A 16,830-nucleotide genomic window follows, 5' to 3' on the forward strand; every position below is an offset into this window, starting at 1 on the left:
ACGAGGGTGTCGGCGACCCGGCTCAGCTCGGCGATGAACGGCCGCATCAGATCGGCCCCGAGGGCGCAGTTGAAGCCGATGGCGAAGGGTTTGGCGTGGCGCACGCTGTTCCAGAAGGCCTCGGCCGTCTGGCCCGACAATGTCCGGCCCGAGCGGTCGGTGATGGTGCCCGAAATCCAGATCGGCAGGGCCTCCATGCCCTCGTCCTCGAGGTCCTTGATGGCCTTGATCGCGGCCTTGCAGTTCAGCGTGTCGGTGATGGTCTCGATCAGATAGAGGTCGACCCCGCCCTCGTTCAGCGCCTTCACCTGATGGCGATAGGCGTCATAGACCTGGTCGAAGGTCACCAGACGCGCGCCGGGGTCGTTCACGTCCGACGACATCGACAGCATCTTGTTCAACGGTCCGATCGAACCGGCGGCGAAGCGCGGCTTGTGCGGCTCCTTCGCGGTCCAGCGGTCGGCGGCGGCGCGAGCCAGTTTCGCGCCCTCCAGATTGATGTCCCAGACCGACCGGGCGTCGAGCTTGTAGTCGTCCTGGGCGATGACCGTGGCCGAGAAGGTGTTGGTCTCGGAGATGTCGGCGCCGGCGGCGAAATACTGGTCGTGCAGGCCGGCGATGATGTCGGGCCGGGTCAGGCACAGGATGTCGTTGTTACCCTTCATCTGGCCGACGTGATCGGTGAAGCGGTCGCCGCGGAAATCCTCTTCCGACAGGTTGCTGCGCTGGATCATCACGCCCCAGGCGCCGTCGAGGACGAGGATGCGTTCCTTCGCGGCCCGGTGCAGGGCGGCGATGCGTTCGCTGCGGGGGAGGGGGGAACTCATGCTGTGGCGGCCTTCGTCTCACGCACGCCCAGCACCCGGCAGATGGCGTAGACCAGGTCGGCGCGGTTCAATGTGTAGAAGTGGAAGTCGGCGAACCCCTCCTCCTGCAGCCGGGCGCAGGTCTCGGCGGCGACCGAGGCGGCGATCAGCTTGCGGGTCTCCGGGTCGTCATCCAGCCCGTCGAAATGCGCCGCCAGCCAGTCCGGCACGGCCGCGCCGCACGCCGCCGACATCCGCTTCAGGCCGCTGAAATTGGTCACAGGCATGATGCCCGGCGACATCGGAATGGTGATCCCCGCCGCCCGCACCCGATCCCGGAAACGCAGGAAGGCGTCGATGTCGAAGAAGAACTGGCTGATGGCGCGCGTGGCGCCGGCGTCGATCTTGGCCTTCAGCACATCGATGTCGTGGTCCATCGACGGGCTTTCGGGATGACCCTCGGGATAGCAGCCGACGATGACGTCGAAGCCGCCCTTCGCCGTGATGGCGGCGGTCAGTTCGGTGGCGTTGGCGTAACCGTCCGTACGCGGAACATAGGCGCCGCCGATGCCGTTTCCGCCCGGAGGATCGCCGCGCAGGGCCACGATATGGCGCACCCCGGCGTCGCGATAGCCTTCGATGACCGCGTCCACATCCTCGCGGCTGGCCTCGACGCAGGTCAGGTGGGCGGCGGGGGTCAGGGACGTTTCCGCCAGGATGCGCTCGACCGTCCGGTGGGTGCGCTCGCGCGTCGAACCGCCGGCGCCGTAGGTCACCGAGACGAACTCGGGCTCGAGCGGCGCCAGGCGGGTCACCGCCTTCCACAGATTGGCCTCGGCCTCGTCGGACTTGGGCGGGAAGAATTCGAACGAGACGCGGGGGCGCGACGAATCCTGTCCGGCGCGCGCGACGGGCCCCAGCGGCGACAGCAACAGGGCGCGGGCCTCGGCGAGACTGCGGGGGGCGATGCTCATGCGACCTTGGCCTTGGCTGCGGCTGGACGTTCGGCGGTCCAGATCGAGACGGTCAGGCCGTCGGTGTCGGGGGGGAGGGCGATGGGCGCGCTCGGCTTCAGGCCCGCGCCGGAGAGCCAGCGCCGCATCTCGGGGTCGGAGAAGCCCAGACGGCGATGCTGGTGCTCCTCGCGCAGATGCTCCAGCTGATGCGGGGCGAAATCGACGATCAGCAGCCGGCCGCCGGGCATGACCAGCCGCGCCGCCTCGGCCACGGCCGCGGCCGGATCGGCGAGGTAGTGCAGGACCTGATGCACCAGCACCAGGTCGGCGCTGTGTTCGGGCAGGCGGGTGGCGAAGATGTCGCCGTGGCGCAGTTCGACCTTGTCCAGCCCGGCCCTGGTCACATTGGCGCGGGCGATGTTGAGCATGTTCTGGCTGAGGTCCAGCCCGACCGACATCTTCGCCGTCTTGCCCAGCAGGGTCAGCATCCGGCCCGAGCCGGTGCCCAGGTCGACGACGCGCTCGAACGGGCCGTCGCCGGCCGCGCGCTTGATCGCCGCCTCGACGGCGGTCTCGCAGACATACAGCGAGCGGATGCGGTCCCACTGGGGCGCGACGCGTTCGAAATAGGCGCTGGCCGCCGCGCCGCGGTCGCGCCTCACATCCTCCAGCCGCGCGTCGTCGGCCCCATGGGCGGCGTCGTCCAGCAGATCCAGCACGGTGTCCACCAGCCGGCGCGCCTGGGGATCGGAGGACAGGCGATAGAAGACCCGCGCCCCGTCGGGGAAGCGCTCGATCAGGCCCGCGTCGGCCATCAGCTTCAGATGCCGGGACACGCGGGGCTGGCTCTGCTCCAGAATCCGCGACAATTCCATCACCGACAGCTCCTCGCCGGCCAGCAGCGACAGCACGCGCAGGCGAGTGGGTTCGCCCGCGGCGCGCAGCGCTTCGATCGCCTGATCTGCGGTCAACGACATAGGTTTATATAAAGATATCCTTATATGATTTGGCAAGTGAATTGCGACGCGCGACACGGCCGGGTAAACGGGCGTACACTGTCTGATCTCGTGGAACCCGGCAGGAGATACGCCATGATCCGCACCGCCTTCGCATCCTCGCTCGTGCTCGCCCTCGCCACGGCGGCCGCCGCCCAGACGCCGCCTCCCGGCATGGGACCCGGCATGGGCGGGCCCCAGACCCTGGAAGCCATGCAGGCCCGCCAGGACCAGATGTTCGACCGTCTCGACGCCAACGTCGACGGCGTGATCACCGGCGACGAACTGGGGGTCCTGACCCGGCCGCCGATGAGCCAGGCCGGCGGGCCGCGGATGCGGTCGATGATCACCCGCGCCGACGCCGACCGGAACGCCCGCATCACCCGCGAGGAGATGCGCAACGCCGCCGCCGCCCTGTTCGCCAGCCTGGACTCGGACCAGGACGGCCTCGTCACGCCGGCCGAACGCGCCGCCATGATGCCCGCCCCTCCTGCGCCGGCGCCCGTTCGCGTCCCGGCCCAGGCGCCGTCGATGCCGACCTTTCCGGACGGACCGCCCGAGGGCGGTTGATCAGGTCCCGTCCTTCACCGGTCCGGCCGCGTCCATCGCCGACCAGACCATGAAGTCGGTCGGCGTCTGCGGCGACCCGGGAGCCTCCGGCGCGTCCGACAGCGGCGCCAGGCGACGCTTGTTCACATGGCTGGCCGGCCTTTCCGCCTGATCCGGATATTCCCCGCGGAAATAATAGCGTTGCCAGGCCTGTTTGATCGCTTCCGGATCGCCGGCGGCCATGCGGTTGTTGAACAGGGCGCGGACCTCTTTCCAGGCCTCGTACTGCCGGGCCAGTTCCGCGTCGCCCTCCAGGGAAGCGCGCACCGGCTGGAACGCCTCGACGCTGTGATGCTGGACCGGCTGGATGAAGCAGAAGGGCTCGTCCTTCTCGAACCGCACCTTGCCGGGCGCGGTGAAGCGCCAATTCATCGTGAAGGGGTAGGGCAGCCAGTCGGTCTCGACCAGGCCCTCCAGAGCCGCCAGGCCGTGCTTGAACCGGTTCGGGCTGCCCGACACCCGCAGCGCCCACCCGGGCGGCGTGCGGAACAGCCAGCCGGTGTGGAAGGTGACCACGCCGTGGGTGAAATGCGAGGCGGCGAAATGGCCGAACAGGTCGGCGTCGGCGTCGGCGTCGGGTGTGAACCGGATGGCCTCCGCCCCCTTGCCGCCGTCCCACTCGGCCTCGAAGCCGTACGGACACAGGATGTCCCATCCCGTGGTGTTGGCCATGCTCAACGGCAGGCAGCGATTGGGATGGCGGGCGGTGAATTCGTCCATCCAGTCCCGGTCCGGTCGCCCGGGAACCAGTTGCGGCGGCGACGGCCGAACGGGAAAACACTCCAGCCGCAGGGGGTTTTCGGGCTGCTGGGTCACGGGGCTGCCTCTCAACGGATGCGGGATCTGAATATCCTCGCCGAAATCGCCGCGCGCCAGCCTCCAATGCTGATCAGGCCGTCTCCGGAACCGGGGTTTTCAGCGGTTCGCCCGCGAAGGCCGCCGTCAGGTTCTGCATCAGCAGCATCAGCATGCCCTGCACCGCCTCGGTCGTGGCCCCCGCCGTGTGCGGCGTCAGCACCGTATTGGGCACGTCGGCCCAGCGCGCGATGTCGGTGGGTTCGTCCTCGAATACGTCCAGCGCCGCCTGACCCAGCCGGCCGTCCTTCAGCGCGGCGATCAGGGCGTCCTCGTCGACCAGCTGGCCGCGCGCGACATTGACCAGCAGGCCGTGCGGCCCCAGCGCCTCGATGACCTCGCGCGAGATCAGGCCGATATTGCTGTCGTCGGCCTTGCAGGCCACGACCAGTATGTCGCTGTCCCGCGCCAATTCGGGCAGGGAGGCGGCGCGGGGCCAGGCGGCGGCCTTCTCGCGCGGCCCCCACCATCTGACCGTCATGCGCAGCGCCTCGGCCCGCCGCGCCACGGCCTCGCCGATCCCGCCCAGGCCGACGATCCCGACCCGCTGGCCGTGCAGGGACGGCGTGATCATCTTCGAGTCCGCGGTCCATTCCCCGGCCCGGAAGGCCCGGTCGCCGGCCGCGATCTGTCGCCGCGCGGCCAGGATCAGGCCGATGGCGTGGTCGGCCACGTCCTCATGGTTGACGCCGGGCGCATGGGTGACCGGCAGGCCGCGGGCCTTGCACCATGCGGTGTCGATGCGGTCGTAGCCCGAGGTGAAACAGGCGATCAGCTGCAGCCTGGGCAACTGTTCGATCAGCGCCTTGTCGAGCGGAAACTCCCCCGCCACCACCAGCGCCCGTATCTCGGCCTGCGCCTCAAGCGGCGGCCCCTCCCAGAACCGGTAGACGGTCCACTGACTCTCGAGAAACGCGGTCAGCGGCGCCAGGTGCCGCTGCATGATCAGAAGGGCGGGGCGGTCGGTCATAGGCGAACCTCGATCAGGTGGACACCTTCAGCAAGCCGGGCCTCAATCTCCGGCCAGCGCGGACCCAGCCAGGCGAACAGCGAGAGGGTCGTGGCGTTCCCCAACCTTAGCCAGACAACCTGCGGACCGGATCGCCGCTCGGAGGCCCAGATGGCGAAGTCACGGTCCTTGGTGATGATGATCCGGTCCTGCTGTGCGGCGACCAGCCAGATTGCCTGATCCGGCGCAGCCAATGACAGGGTGGTCGCCACGTGGTCTGCGTCGTGCCCCTTCGCGGCCAGCCAGTCGGCCAGCGATGGCGGCAACTGGGCGTCGATGATGAACCTCACGCCGCGATGACGGCCGTGTCGCCGATACTGGCGGCCGCATAGGCGAGACTCGCGCGGATGTCGTCAGGTTCGAGATACGGAAAATCCGCCAGAATCTGTTCTTGGCTGGCCCCGCCGGCCAGCATATCCAGCACGTCCTGCACGCGAATACGCATGCCCCGGATGCAGGGACGCCCTCCGCACTGGTCGGGACTGATGGTGATGCGGGACAGAAGATCGCTCATGTCCCGCATCCTATCACAATTGGATCAGCGCCCGAACTTCTGGAACTTGATCCGGTGCGGGATCAGGCTGTCGACGCCGAGGCGACGCTTCTTGTCTTCCTCATAGGCCTCGAAGTTGCCTTCGAACCATTCGACGTGGCTGTCGCCCTCGAAGGCCAGGATGTGGGTGGCCAGACGGTCGAGGAACCAGCGGTCGTGGGAGATGACCACGGCGCAGCCGGCGAAGCCTTCCAGCGCCTCCTCGAGGTTCTGCAGCGTCTCGATGTCCAGGTCGTTGGTCGGTTCGTCGAGCAGCAGCAGGTTGCCGCCGGTGGCCAGGGTCTTGGCCAGGTGGACGCGGTTGCGTTCGCCCCCCGAAAGCTGGCCGACCTTCTTCTGCTGGTCGCCGCCCTTGAAGTTGAAGCTGCCGACATAGGCGCGGGTGTTGATCTCGCGCTTGCCGACCATCATCACGTCGGTGCCGCCCGAGATGACTTCCCAGATGGTCTTGTTGGGCTCCAGATCGTCGCGGCTCTGGTCGACATAGGCCAGCTTGACCGTCTCGCCGACCTTGATCGTACCGGCGTCCGGTTGTTCCTGGCCCGTGATCAGGCGGAACAGGGTCGACTTGCCGGCGCCGTTGGGCCCGATGACGCCGACGATGCCGTTGGGCGGCAGCTTGAAGGTCAGGTCCTTGAACAGCAGCTTGTCGCCATAGGCCTTCTCCAGCCCCTCGGCCTCGAGCACGACGTTGCCGAGGCGCGGGCCGGGCGGGATCTGGATGACGGCGTGGGTCTGGGCGCCGCGCAGGCTCTCCTGCTCGTCGACCATCCGCTCATAGGCGGCCAGACGGGCCTTGGACTTGGCCTGGCGGGCCTTGGCGCCCGAACGGACCCATTCCAGTTCGCGGGTCAGGGCGCGCTGGCGGGCTTCGGATTCCGACTGCTCCTGCACCACGCGCTTGGTCTTGGCCTCCAGCCAGCTGGAATAGTTGCCCTCGTGGGGATGGCCCTTGCCGCGGTCCAGCTCCAGCGTCCACTTGGTCACCAGGTCCAGGAAGTAGCGGTCGTGGGTCACCAGGATGACGCAGCCGGGGAAGTTCTCGAGGTGGTGCTGCAGCCAGGCCACCGACTCGGCGTCGAGGTGGTTGGTCGGTTCGTCGAGCAGCAGCATGTCCGGCTTGGACAGCAGCAGCCGGGCGAGGGCGACGCGGCGCTTTTCACCGCCGGACAGGTTGGTCACCTCCCAGTCGTCGGGCGGGCAGCGCAGGGCGTCCATGGCCATTTCGATGCGGCTGTCGATGTCCCAGACGTCGCCGGCGTCGATCTTCTCCTGGAGGGCGGTCATCTCCTCCATCAGTTCGTCGGAGTACTCTTCGCCCATTTGAATGGCGATGGCGTTGAAGCGGTTGACCCACTGCTTCTCCTCGCACCAGGCCTCGACGTTCTCGCGGACGTTCAGGCTGTCGTCCAGCTGGGGCTCCTGCTCCAGATAGCCGCGCTTGATGCCGTCGGCGGCGCGCGCCTCGCCCGAGAATTCCTTGTCCAGCCCGGCCATGATCTTCAGCAGGGTCGACTTGCCCGAGCCGTTGACGCCGACGACGCCGATCTTGGCGTCGTTGTAGAAGCTCAGCCAGATGTTCTCGAAGATCTTCTTGCCGCCGGGAAAGGCCTTGGTCAGGCCCTGCATCTGGAAAATATATTGCTGCGCCATGAGGTGCGGTGCGCCCTGTCGTTCCGAAGTGGGGGGAGGTTGGCGCGGGATGTAGCCGCCGCGCCGCCGTTGGGCAAATGTCTAGGCGCGGGGGAGGGCGGTTTGATGGCGACCGCCGCTGCATCCATTCACCGTCCCGGGGGGCATTCGCGCTGGTTTCAGAGTCTGACTCCCTTGAGCCGCAGCGCGTTGGTGATGACGCTGACCGAGGACAAGGACATGGCCAGGGCCGCGATCATCGGCGACAGCAGGATGCCGAAGGTCGGATAGAGCACGCCCGCCGCCAGCGGCACGCCCAGGGCGTTGTAACCGAAGGCGAACAGCAGGTTCTGGCGGATGTTGCGGATGGTCGCCTTTGACAGGCGCCGGGCGCGGACCACGCCGTTGAGGTCGCCCGACAACAGGGTGACGCCGGCGCTTTCGATGGCGACGTCGGCGCCGGCGCCCATGGCGATCCCGACGTCGGCGGCGGCGAGGGCAGGTGCATCGTTGACCCCGTCGCCGGCCATGGCGACGATCCGGCCCTCGGCGCGCAGCCGCTCCACCACGGCGGCCTTGTCGGCGGGGGAGACGTCGGCCTCGACCTCGTCGATGTCCAGCCGGGCGGCGACGGCCCTGGCGGTGGTGGCGTTGTCGCCGGTCAGCATGACGATGCGCACCCCGTCCAGATGCAAGGCTGCGATGGCGGCCCGGCTCGTCGACTTGACCGGATCGGCGATGGCCAGGACTCCGGCGAGGTCGCCGTCCACGGCGACATAGATGGCCGTGGCGCCGTCCTGGCGCAGGGTCCCGGCCTCGGCGGACAGGGGCGACGCATCCACGCCCTGGTCGCCGAGGAAGCCCGCGGAGCCGATCAGGACACGGCGTCCGTCGACCACGCCCATGACGCCCCGGCCAACCGGACTATCGAAATCCGAGACGGCGGACAGGACCAGATCGCGGGCCTCGGCCGCCTGGACGACAGCGCGGGCCAGTGGGTGTTCGCTGGCGCGTTCGACGCTGGCGGCGAGTCGAACCAGATCGTCTCCGGACCAGCCGGGCGCGGGCCGGATGGCGGTCAGGGCAGGGCGCCCTTCGGTCAGGGTGCCGGTCTTGTCGACGACGAGGGTGTCGACCTTGCCGAACTGTTCCAGCGCCTCGGCGTCGCGGATCAGGACGCCGCCCTGGGCGCCGCGGCCGACCCCGACCATGATCGAGATGGGCGTGGCCAGGCCCAGAGCGCATGGACAGGCGATGATCAGCACGCTGACGGCGGCGACCAGGGCATAGGCCAGACGCGGCTCAGGCCCCCAGATCGCCCAGGCGACGAAGGCGGCGACGGCGGCCAGAACGACCGTCGGCACGAACCAGGCCGCCACCCGGTCGGCCAGTCGCTGGATCGGGGCGCGGCTGCGTTGGGCCTTGGCGACCAGGACGGCGATCTGGTGCAGCAGGGTGTCGGCGCCGACCTTGCGCGCCTCCATGACAAAGCCGCCGGTGGCGTTCAGGGCGCCGGCGATGACCGGGTCGCCGATCTGTTTCGTCACCGGCATGGACTCTCCCGTGACCAGGGATTCATCCAGCGAGGCGCGGCCTTCGATCAGGACGCCGTCAACCGGAACCTTTTCGCCGGGGCGGACCCGCAGGCGGTCGCCGACGACGATGTGATCCACGGAAATCTCTTCGTCTGTCCCGTCGGGACGAACCCGCAGCGCCCGTTTCGGAGCCAGGTCCAGCAAGGCGCGGATGGCGCCCGAGGTGCGTTCGCGCGCCCGCAGCTCCAGCACCTGGCCCAGCAGGACGAGGGTGATAATCACTGCGGCGGCCTCGAAATAGAGCGGCGGCTGGCCGTGCCCGTCCTTGAAGGCCTCGGGAATCAGGTCCGGAGCGATGACGGACAGGGTGCTGAAGCTCCAGGCCACCAGGGTCCCGAGCGCGATCAGGGTGAACATGTTCAGGCGCCAGGTGCGGACCGAAGTCCAACCCCGCGCCACGAACGGCCACCCCGACCAGAGCACCACAGGCGTGCCAAGGGCCAACTGCGCCCAGCCGCTCCAGCTGTGGGGCAGGGGTATGCGCAAACCAGACAGATGCGACCCCATCTCCATGACGAACAGCGGGAGGGTCAGGATCGTCGCCACGATCAGGCGGCGGCTGAAGTCCGCGATCTCGGGATTGGGAGCCTGGTCGGCGGTGGTGACGAGAGGTTCCAGCGCCATGCCGCATTTGGGGCAGGTTCCGGGTCCGGTCTGGCGCACTTCGGGGTGCATGGGGCAGGTGTAGATGGCGCCGGGGCGGGCCGGTCCGGTCGCCGCGTCAGGATCGTGCGAGGTGGCGTGCGACATTCAAGGCCTCCGGTCCCCGGCTTCCACAACCAGGCGTGATCTCTCGGTCCACACGGCCTCAGGCGTAGTTGAAGCTGACCGAGATGCGCTCGGTCTTCGCGCGGTTCGGCGGCACCTCGTGGCGCAGCCAGCTCTCCCACATCAGGATCGTGCCCGCCTGCGGGGCCAGATAGACGAAGGGCTTTTCGGCCTCGGGCGCGTCGGCGTGGACGCCGGGCCGGGCCATCATCAGCGGCAGGCGCGGATCCTCCAGCTTCAGGGCCGAGGCGCCGTCGGGCACCTCGACATAGACGGTGCCGCTGAGGAAGGCGTGCGGGTGGATATGGCCGCTGTGCCCGCCGCCGGGCTTGAGGATGTTGACCCACAGATTGTCCAGCCGCGGCTTGCGCGCCAGGTCGAAATTCAGCGCCTTCGCATAGAGCAGGGCGTGGCGGTCCAGCAGACGCTTCAGGTCGGCGAACTCGGGCATGCGGTGCGGCAGGTCGGCCAGGGAGCCGTAGGAAGTATAGCCGCGGTATCCGTGCTCGCGGCACCAGGCCCGCCCGGCCTGATCCTCGAGGGCCAGGATGCGGCAGGCGTCGGCCAGGGCGGCGTTGAAGGTCTCGAAGCCGGGAGCGGCGGCCAGTGAGGCCTCATAGACCTGGGTGACGAAGAGGGGGCGCAGGGACATGGACACCCCATACATCTCCCTCCCCCTTGTGGGGAGGGTGGTCGCGAAGCGACCGGGTGGGGAATGTCAGCCTCGATCCCGGACGGTGGTTGTTTCGGCCTTCCCCACCCGGGCTCGGCTGCGCCTCGCCGTCCCTCCCCATGAAGGGGAGGGAGAGGTCAGCTTTCACCACTCCAGCGCCGCCTCGCCCCGCAGGATCGCTTCGGCCTCGGCCGTATGCTTCGGCCCCCCGCGGTCGTGCAGCACCAGCGGCGGCAGCAGCCGCAGCGGCGCCTTGCCCGTCTTCACCGCGCTGATGAGCACCCGCTTGGCTGGCTCGTCCGCGTGCGGGTGAACGCCCCTGACGGCGAACGATCCGGCCTTTTCGCCCAGCAGGGCCAGCAGATCGGCCAGTCGGTCGGCCCGGTGGATGACCACGATCCGCCCGCCCTCGCGCACGCCCTTCAGCAGAAAGTCCGTCCACGCCTTCAGCCCGTCGTCCGCCATCCAGGCCCCGCGCTTGCCGGGGGCGGGCGCCCGCAGCGCCCCCGCGTCGTCGAAGAAGGGCGGATTGCTTATGGCCCAGTCGAACGGCTCGATCTCCAGCGCCCGGAACCCCGCCGCCACGTCGCCGGTCACGACCGTCGCCTCGACGCCGTTGAGCGCCGCATTCTCGCGCGCCAGGGCCGCCATGGCCGGATCGCGCTCCAGCCCGGTCAGGCGGACGCCCGGCCGCCGCGCCGCGATCTGCATCAGCACCGCTCCCGCGCCGCAGCCCGCCTCCAGCACCCGCTGCCCCGGCGCCGCTTCCACGGCTGCGGCCAGCAGGGCGGCGTCCATGCCGGCGCGATAGCCTTTCGCCGGCTGGCGCAGCCGGACGCGCCCGCCCAGCAGGGCGTTCTCGACGATGTCGACGGCGTCGGACGATTGCGGTGCGGCGGTCACGCGGCTTGACCCTTCATGGCCCGATCACCATTGTGCGCCGCATCGCCGCCCGGCAAGGCGGCGGCTGGATTTTCCGGTGCGATCCTCCTCCCGCGCCGCGCCGAATGAGTATTCCGTTGGACGCTGTCACCGTCGCCGATCCCCGCTCGAAGGGAGATGTCGAGCCTCTGGTTCGGCTGGCGAAGGACGACATGGCGGCCGTCGACGCCCTGATCCTCGCGCGGATGCAGTCGCAGGTGCCGGTGATTCCCCTGCTGGCCGACCATCTGGTCAGCGCCGGCGGCAAGCGGCTGCGGCCGCTGCTGACGGTGGCCGCGGCGCGCGCCTCGGGCGCCGCGGGCGAGATCACCGCCCCGGTCAAGCTGGCCGCCGCGGTCGAGTTCATCCACACCGCCACCCTGCTGCACGACGACGTCGTCGACGGCTCCAACCTGCGCCGCGGCAAGGTCGCGGCCCACCTGATCTGGGGCGCGCCGTCCAGCGTCCTGGTCGGCGACTTCCTGTTCGCCCGCGCCTTCGAGCTGATGGTCGAGACCGGTCAGATGCGCGCCCTCGGCATCCTCGCCCGGGCCTCCAGCGTCATCGCCGAGGGCGAGGTGCTGCAGCTGACCCGCGCCCACGACCTGAACCTAGATCAGGAAACCTATCTGCGCATCATCTCGGCCAAGACCGCCGAACTGTTCGCCGCCGCCGCCGAGTCGGGCGCGGTCGGGGCAGGGGCGGGCGAAAAGGCCGTCCAGGCCCTGCGCGCCTATGGCCTGAACCTGGGTCTGGCCTTCCAGCTGGCCGACGACGCCCTCGACTACGGCGGCGTGTCCGAGGAATTGGGCAAGAACGCCGGCGACGACTTCCGCGAGGGCAAGGTGACCATGCCCCTGCTGCTGGCCGCCGCCCGCACGCGCGGTCGCGAGGACGCCTTCTGGGAGCGCACCATCAACAAGGGCCAGCGCACCGAGGACGACTTCCGCCGCGCCCGCGAACTGGTCATCGGCTCCGGCGCGGTCGGCGCCACCCTGGCCACCGCCCATGAATACGCCGACGCCGCCAAGGCCGCGCTGAAGGGCCTGCCCGCCGGCGAATGGCGGGATGCGCTGGAGCAACTGGCTGATTTCGCGGTGTCGCGGGCGGCCTGAAAGTCTCCTCCCCATCTGCGATGGGGAGGAGACGGTCAGCGCAGCCCCGCGCAGAACCGCTGGATGCGCCGGCAGGCCTCCTCCAGCACCGTTTCCGAGGTCGCATAGCTGATGCGGAAATAGGGGCTCAGGCCGAAGGCCGAGCCCTGCACCACCGCCACCCCCTCGGCGTCCAGCAGGGCCGTCGCGAACGTGTCGTCGCCGTCGATCACCACGCCCGCCTCGGTCGTCTTGCCGATCAGCCCCTCGATCGACGGATAGACGTAGAAGGCCCCCTCCGGCGTGGCGCAGCGGATGCCGGTCGCCTGGTTCAGCATCGACACCACCAGATCGCGGCGCGCCTCGAAATGGGTCGCCCGTTCGGCGATGAAGTCCTGCGGCCCGTTCAGCGCCTCGACCGCCGCCCACTGGCTGATCGACGAGGGGTTGGACGTCGTCTGCCCGGCCACCTTGCGCATCAGGTCGATCAGCGGCTTCGGCCCGCCGGCGTAGCCGATGCGCCAGCCGGTCATGGCGTAGGCCTTGGAGACGCCGTTCACCGTCAGCGTCCGCTCGTAGAGATCGGGCGCGACCTGGGCCAGCGTCCTGTACTCGAAGTCGCCGTAGATCAGGTGCTCGTACATGTCGTCGGTCATCACCCAGACCTGCGGGTGGCGACGCAACACGGCGGCCAGGGCCTCCAGCTCGGCGCCGGTATAGGCCGCGCCGGTCGGGTTCGACGGGCTGTTGAGGATCAGCCATTTCGTCCGCGGCGTGATCGCCGCCTCCAGCGCCTCGGGCTTCAGCTTGAAGCCGTCGGCCTCATGCCCCGTGACCGTCACCGGCTCGCCGCCGGCCAGCAGCACCATGTCGGGATAGGACACCCAGTAGGGCGCGGGCACGATCACCTCGTCGCCGGGCGACAGGGTGGCCAGCAGGGCGTTGTAGATCACCGTCTTGCCGCCCGGGGCGACGTGGATCTGGTCCACCGCATAGGTCAGGCCGTTCTCGCGCGCGAATTTGGCCGCCACGGCCGCTTTCAGCTCGGGCAGGCCGTCGACGTCGGTGTATTTGGTTTCGCCCCGGCGGATGGCCGCGATGGCGGCTTCCTTGATGTTCTCGGGCGTGTCGAAGTCGGGCTCGCCGGCGCCGAGGCCGATCACGTCGCGACCCTCGCGCTTCAGCTCGCGGGCGCGGGCGGTCACCGCCAGGGTGGCCGAGGGTTTGACGCGAGACAGGGCGGCGGACTGCAGGCTGGACATGGCGACTCCCGGGGAAGGCGCGCATCCTTACGCAGTTGCGAAAGGGCGATCAAATGGCGGGCGCTCGCCCGGGGCGGACGAGAATGCTAATCGCCGTCCCATGCGCCGCCTGATCGACTTCATCCTCAACATGGAGGGCCGCCGCTGGCGGGCCGTGCTGGCGACGGCGCTGTTGCTCGGCGCGACGGTGGCCCTGCTGGCGATCGGCAAGACCCAGCTCGGGCTGGCGGCCGAGGAGAACCTCGAGGCCTGGCTGCAGGGTTATTCCGGCAGTCCGTGGGCCTTCGCGGCCACCGTCATCCTGTTCATCGCCGCCGCCTTCATCGGCGCGCCGCAGTTCATCCTGATCGCCGCCTGCGTCGTCGCCTTCGGGCCGTCGCTGGGCTTCTTCTACAGCTGGGCCGCCACCATCGTTTCGGCGGGCGTCACCTACTGGATGGGGCGCGGGCCGACGGCGCGGCTGGTCGACCGCTTCGGCGGCCGGACCATGGGCCGGCTGAAGGGTTTCGTGGGCAAGAACGCCTTCTACGCCAGCTTCATGATCCGCAATGTGCCCTCGGCGCCCTTCATCGTCGTCAACATGGCCTTCGGCGCGACCCGGGCGTCGTTCTGGCGCTTTCTGGCGGGCTGTTCCCTGGGCGTGCTGCCCAAGACGGCCCTGGTGTCCTTCTTCGGCGGGGCGGTGGTTTCGGCGGTCAGCGGCGACGGCGTCTGGACCTCGCTGATCCTCGCCGGGGTCGCCGTGGTCTGGCTGGGTCTGATGCTGGGGGTGCGCGAACTGGTCAAACGACGCGAGGCCGCGTCGGGGGCCGATTGAACGGCTGGTCACGGCTTCGACAGCGGCGCGTACAAGGGCTTGTATTCGCGGTCACACACGGGCAAACGAGCCGTAAGGTCGGTCAGGCGATAACGATCAGGAAGCGGTGCGTGGGGATGCGCGACGCCGGGGCATCGCCGAAGCGGATCGAGACTGCCTAACGCCCCTCCAAGGCCCGAACGAACGGTATCCCGGACCCATGTTCTCCAGCATTTTCGGCGCGATCTCCAACGACATCGCCATCGACCTCGGCACCGCCAACACCCTGATCTACATGAAGGGCAAGGGCATCGTGCTGAACGAACCGTCCGTGGTCGCCCTGCGCAACGTCGGTGGTCGGAAGATCGTCCACGCCGTCGGCCTGGAGGCCAAGCAGATGCTGGGCCGCACCCCGGGCCACATGGAAGCCATCCGTCCCATGCGCGACGGGGTCATCGCCGACTTCGAAGTCGCCGAGGAGATGATCAAGCACTTCATCCGCAAGGTTCACAACCGCAAGGGCTTCGTGAACCCGAAGGTCATCGTCTGCGTGCCGTCGGGCGCCACCGCCGTCGAGCGCCGCGCCATCAATGACAGCTGCCTCAACGCCTCGGCCCGCCGCGTCGGCCTGATCGACGAGCCGATGGCCGCCGCCATCGGCGCCGGCCTGCCGATCCACGAGCCGACCGGCTCCATGGTCGTCGACATCGGCGGCGGCACCACCGAGGTGGCCGTCCTGTCGCTGTCGGGCATCGTCTATTCGCGCTCGGTCCGCGTCGGCGGCGACAAGATGGACGAGGCGATCATCAGCTATATGCGCCGCAACCATAACCTTCTGATCGGCGAGACCACCGCCGAGCGCATCAAGAAGGACATCGGCACCGCCCGCATCCCGGCCGACGGCGAAGGCCTGTCGATCGACGTCAAGGGCCGCGACCTGATGCAGGGCGTCCCGCGCGAGGTCCGCATCTCGGAACGCCAGGCCGCCGAAGCCCTGGCCGAGCCCGTGTCGCAGATCGTCGAGGCCGTGAAGGTGGCGCTGGAAGCCACCCCGCCCGAACTGGCCGCCGACATCGCCGACAAGGGCATCATGCTGACCGGCGGCGGCGCCCTGCTGCGCGGTCTGGACGCCGAGATCCGCGACCACACCGGCCTGCCGGTCTCGGTCGCCGACGATCCGCTGTCCTGCGTCGCCATCGGCTGCGGCCGGGTGCTCGAGCATCCGCGCTGGATGAAGGGCGTGCTCGACTCGGCCCTCTAGGGGGCAGGTCGAAACATCGCCTTGAATCCCTGCCATTGCGGGGTCCGCGCCGGTTTCCAACTGGCCCGGATTTTGCGATAGGCTGCAGACGTCGGCGGGGGGCTCCCGCTGATTCCCTCTTTTCCAGGAAGGCGCGCCGTGGCGTTTCGCGACGGACCGTTCGAAAACATCAAGGTGCCGCTGGTCTGGACCGCGGCCCTCGCCGTCGTGCTCGCCGCCATCGGCTGCATCCTGCTGCTGATCAGCGACGTGCGGGCCCAGACCTCGCCCTACCAGCCCGTCCGCTCGGGGGCCGAGGCGGTCGCCGGTCCGGTCGGCGGAGTCTTCGCCGCCCCGGTCCGCTGGTTCGGCCACGCCAGCGACTATGTCGGCGGCTATTTCTTCGCCGTCTCCGAGAACCGCCGCCTGAAGAGCGAGCTGGCCGAACTGGCCCCGTGGCGCGACCAGGCCATCGCCCTCAAGAACGTCAACGCCCGCTATGAGGCCATGCTGGGCATCCGGCCCGAGCCGCCGGTGGCGATGCAGACGGCCCGTTCCATCTCCGACACCCGCGGCCCCTTCTCGAACGCCCGCCTGATCGACGCCGGCTCGGCCAAGGGCGTCAAGGTCGGCAATCCCGTCATCAACGAGCACGGCCTGGTCGGCCGCATCGTCGGAACATCGTCGGGCGTCAGCCGGATGGTGCTGCTCACCGACGTCGCCAGCCGCACGCCGGTGCTGGTCGACCGCACCGACGCCCGCGCCCTGCTGACCGGCGACGGGTCGCCAAATCCCCGTCTCGAGTTCATCCGCGGCGTCGGCGCGGTCCAGGCCGGCGACCGCATCCTGTCCTCGGGCGACGGCGGCGGCTTCCCGCGCGGCGTCCCGATCGGCGTCGCGGCCAAGGGCATCGACGGCTCCTGGCGGGTCAAGCTGTTCAGCGACCGGGGCGCCATCGACTATGTCCGCGTCATGCTGTTCGAGGACTTCGGCCAGCTGATCGGTTCGGACGACCTCAACGCCCCGCCGCTGGCGGGTCTGGGCTCCCTGTCGGAGGCCACCCCGG

17 protein-coding genes are annotated in these 16,830 nt (G+C 69.2%); 5 read left to right on the forward strand and 12 right to left on the reverse strand.

The annotated features are described in order from the left end of the window. From WC555_RS13915 to WC555_RS13925, 3 genes are all read right to left on the reverse strand, one after another. Positions 1 to 827, reverse strand: an 827-nt coding sequence (locus tag WC555_RS13915) for a homocysteine S-methyltransferase family protein (RefSeq protein ID WP_373254476.1), incomplete at its 3' end; no start/stop codon positions are given. After that, on the reverse strand, positions 824 to 1,780 hold the full coding sequence (metF, locus tag WC555_RS13920; protein WP_373254478.1) for a methylenetetrahydrofolate reductase [NAD(P)H]: 957 nt from the start codon (positions 1,778 to 1,780) through the stop codon (positions 824 to 826). The genes WC555_RS13915 and metF, both read right to left, overlap by 4 nt. After that, positions 1,777 to 2,739 (reverse strand): ArsR/SmtB family transcription factor, encoded by a 963-nt coding sequence (locus tag WC555_RS13925; RefSeq protein WP_373254481.1) that lies wholly within the window; start codon positions 2,737 to 2,739, stop codon positions 1,777 to 1,779. The genes metF and WC555_RS13925 overlap by 4 nt, the downstream gene beginning before the upstream one ends. Positions 2,740 to 2,853: 114 nt before the next feature. Between WC555_RS13925 and WC555_RS13930 the strand changes: the two genes are divergently transcribed. Further along, the gene (locus WC555_RS13930) at positions 2,854 to 3,327 is read left to right on the forward strand and encodes an EF-hand domain-containing protein (RefSeq protein ID WP_373254482.1); all 474 of its coding nucleotides are present in this window, start codon (positions 2,854 to 2,856) and stop codon (positions 3,325 to 3,327) included. On the opposite strand, the gene WC555_RS13935 is transcribed toward WC555_RS13930, so the two are convergent. From WC555_RS13935 to WC555_RS13970, 8 genes are all read right to left on the reverse strand, one after another. Continuing rightward, positions 3,328 to 4,158 carry a DUF6065 family protein gene (locus WC555_RS13935; protein WP_373254505.1) on the reverse strand — a complete coding sequence of 277 codons (831 nt, stop codon included), beginning with the start codon at positions 4,156 to 4,158 and terminating at the stop codon, positions 3,328 to 3,330. 97 nt (positions 4,159 to 4,255) lie between these two features. Further along, on the reverse strand, positions 4,256 to 5,191 hold the full coding sequence (locus tag WC555_RS13940) for a 2-hydroxyacid dehydrogenase (protein WP_373254484.1): 936 nt from the start codon (positions 5,189 to 5,191) through the stop codon (positions 4,256 to 4,258). Then, positions 5,188 to 5,520, reverse strand: coding sequence for a DUF5615 family PIN-like protein (locus tag WC555_RS13945; RefSeq protein WP_373254486.1), 333 nt, complete (start codon positions 5,518 to 5,520; stop codon positions 5,188 to 5,190). The genes WC555_RS13940 and WC555_RS13945 overlap by 4 nt, the downstream gene beginning before the upstream one ends. After that, positions 5,517 to 5,744, reverse strand: a complete 228-nt coding sequence (locus WC555_RS13950; RefSeq protein ID WP_373254488.1) for a DUF433 domain-containing protein — start codon at positions 5,742 to 5,744, stop codon at positions 5,517 to 5,519. Before WC555_RS13950 ends, WC555_RS13945 begins: the two co-directional genes overlap by 4 nt. A gap of 24 nt (positions 5,745 to 5,768) precedes the next feature. Beyond that, the gene (gene ettA, locus WC555_RS13955) at positions 5,769 to 7,436 is read right to left on the reverse strand and encodes an energy-dependent translational throttle protein EttA (RefSeq protein WP_373254491.1); all 1,668 of its coding nucleotides are present in this window, start codon (positions 7,434 to 7,436) and stop codon (positions 5,769 to 5,771) included. A gap of 158 nt (positions 7,437 to 7,594) precedes the next feature. Beyond that, positions 7,595 to 9,760: a copper-translocating P-type ATPase gene (locus WC555_RS13960; protein WP_373254494.1), complete on the reverse strand. Its 2,166-nt coding sequence runs from the start codon at positions 9,758 to 9,760 to the stop codon at positions 7,595 to 7,597. Between the two features lie 58 nt (positions 9,761 to 9,818). After that, positions 9,819 to 10,430, reverse strand: a complete 612-nt coding sequence (locus tag WC555_RS13965; RefSeq protein WP_373254495.1) for a TIGR02466 family protein — start codon at positions 10,428 to 10,430, stop codon at positions 9,819 to 9,821. Positions 10,431 to 10,595: 165 nt separating this feature from the next. Then, positions 10,596 to 11,354 (reverse strand): tRNA1(Val) (adenine(37)-N6)-methyltransferase, encoded by a 759-nt coding sequence (locus WC555_RS13970; protein WP_373254497.1) that lies wholly within the window; start codon positions 11,352 to 11,354, stop codon positions 10,596 to 10,598. Positions 11,355 to 11,470: 116 nt separating this feature from the next. Between WC555_RS13970 and WC555_RS13975 the strand changes: the two genes are divergently transcribed. Further along, the gene (locus tag WC555_RS13975; RefSeq protein WP_373254499.1) at positions 11,471 to 12,487 is read left to right on the forward strand and encodes a polyprenyl synthetase family protein; all 1,017 of its coding nucleotides are present in this window, start codon (positions 11,471 to 11,473) and stop codon (positions 12,485 to 12,487) included. A 35-nt stretch (positions 12,488 to 12,522) separates the two neighbouring features. Here the strand turns inward: WC555_RS13975 and WC555_RS13980 are convergent, their stop codons facing one another. After that, positions 12,523 to 13,728 (reverse strand): pyridoxal phosphate-dependent aminotransferase, encoded by a 1,206-nt coding sequence (locus tag WC555_RS13980; RefSeq protein WP_373254501.1) that lies wholly within the window; start codon positions 13,726 to 13,728, stop codon positions 12,523 to 12,525. A 100-nt stretch (positions 13,729 to 13,828) separates the two neighbouring features. On the opposite strand from WC555_RS13980, the gene WC555_RS13985 reads away from it, so the two are divergent. The 3 genes from WC555_RS13985 to mreC all read left to right on the forward strand — a co-directional run. Further along, entirely contained in the window at positions 13,829 to 14,545 is a 717-nt protein-coding gene (locus tag WC555_RS13985; protein WP_373254503.1) for a TVP38/TMEM64 family protein, read from the forward strand. A 199-nt stretch (positions 14,546 to 14,744) separates the two neighbouring features. After that, complete coding sequence (locus WC555_RS13990) at positions 14,745 to 15,785, forward strand: rod shape-determining protein (RefSeq protein WP_055832642.1); 1,041 nt, start codon at positions 14,745 to 14,747, stop codon at positions 15,783 to 15,785. Positions 15,786 to 15,923: 138 nt separating this feature from the next. Next, positions 15,924 to 16,830, forward strand: a 907-nt coding sequence (gene mreC, locus WC555_RS13995; RefSeq protein ID WP_373254504.1) for a rod shape-determining protein MreC, incomplete at its 3' end; no start/stop codon positions are given.

The sequence above is a fragment of the Brevundimonas sp. genome, from assembly GCF_041648615.1.
Lineage (GTDB): Bacteria > Pseudomonadota > Alphaproteobacteria > Caulobacterales > Caulobacteraceae > Brevundimonas.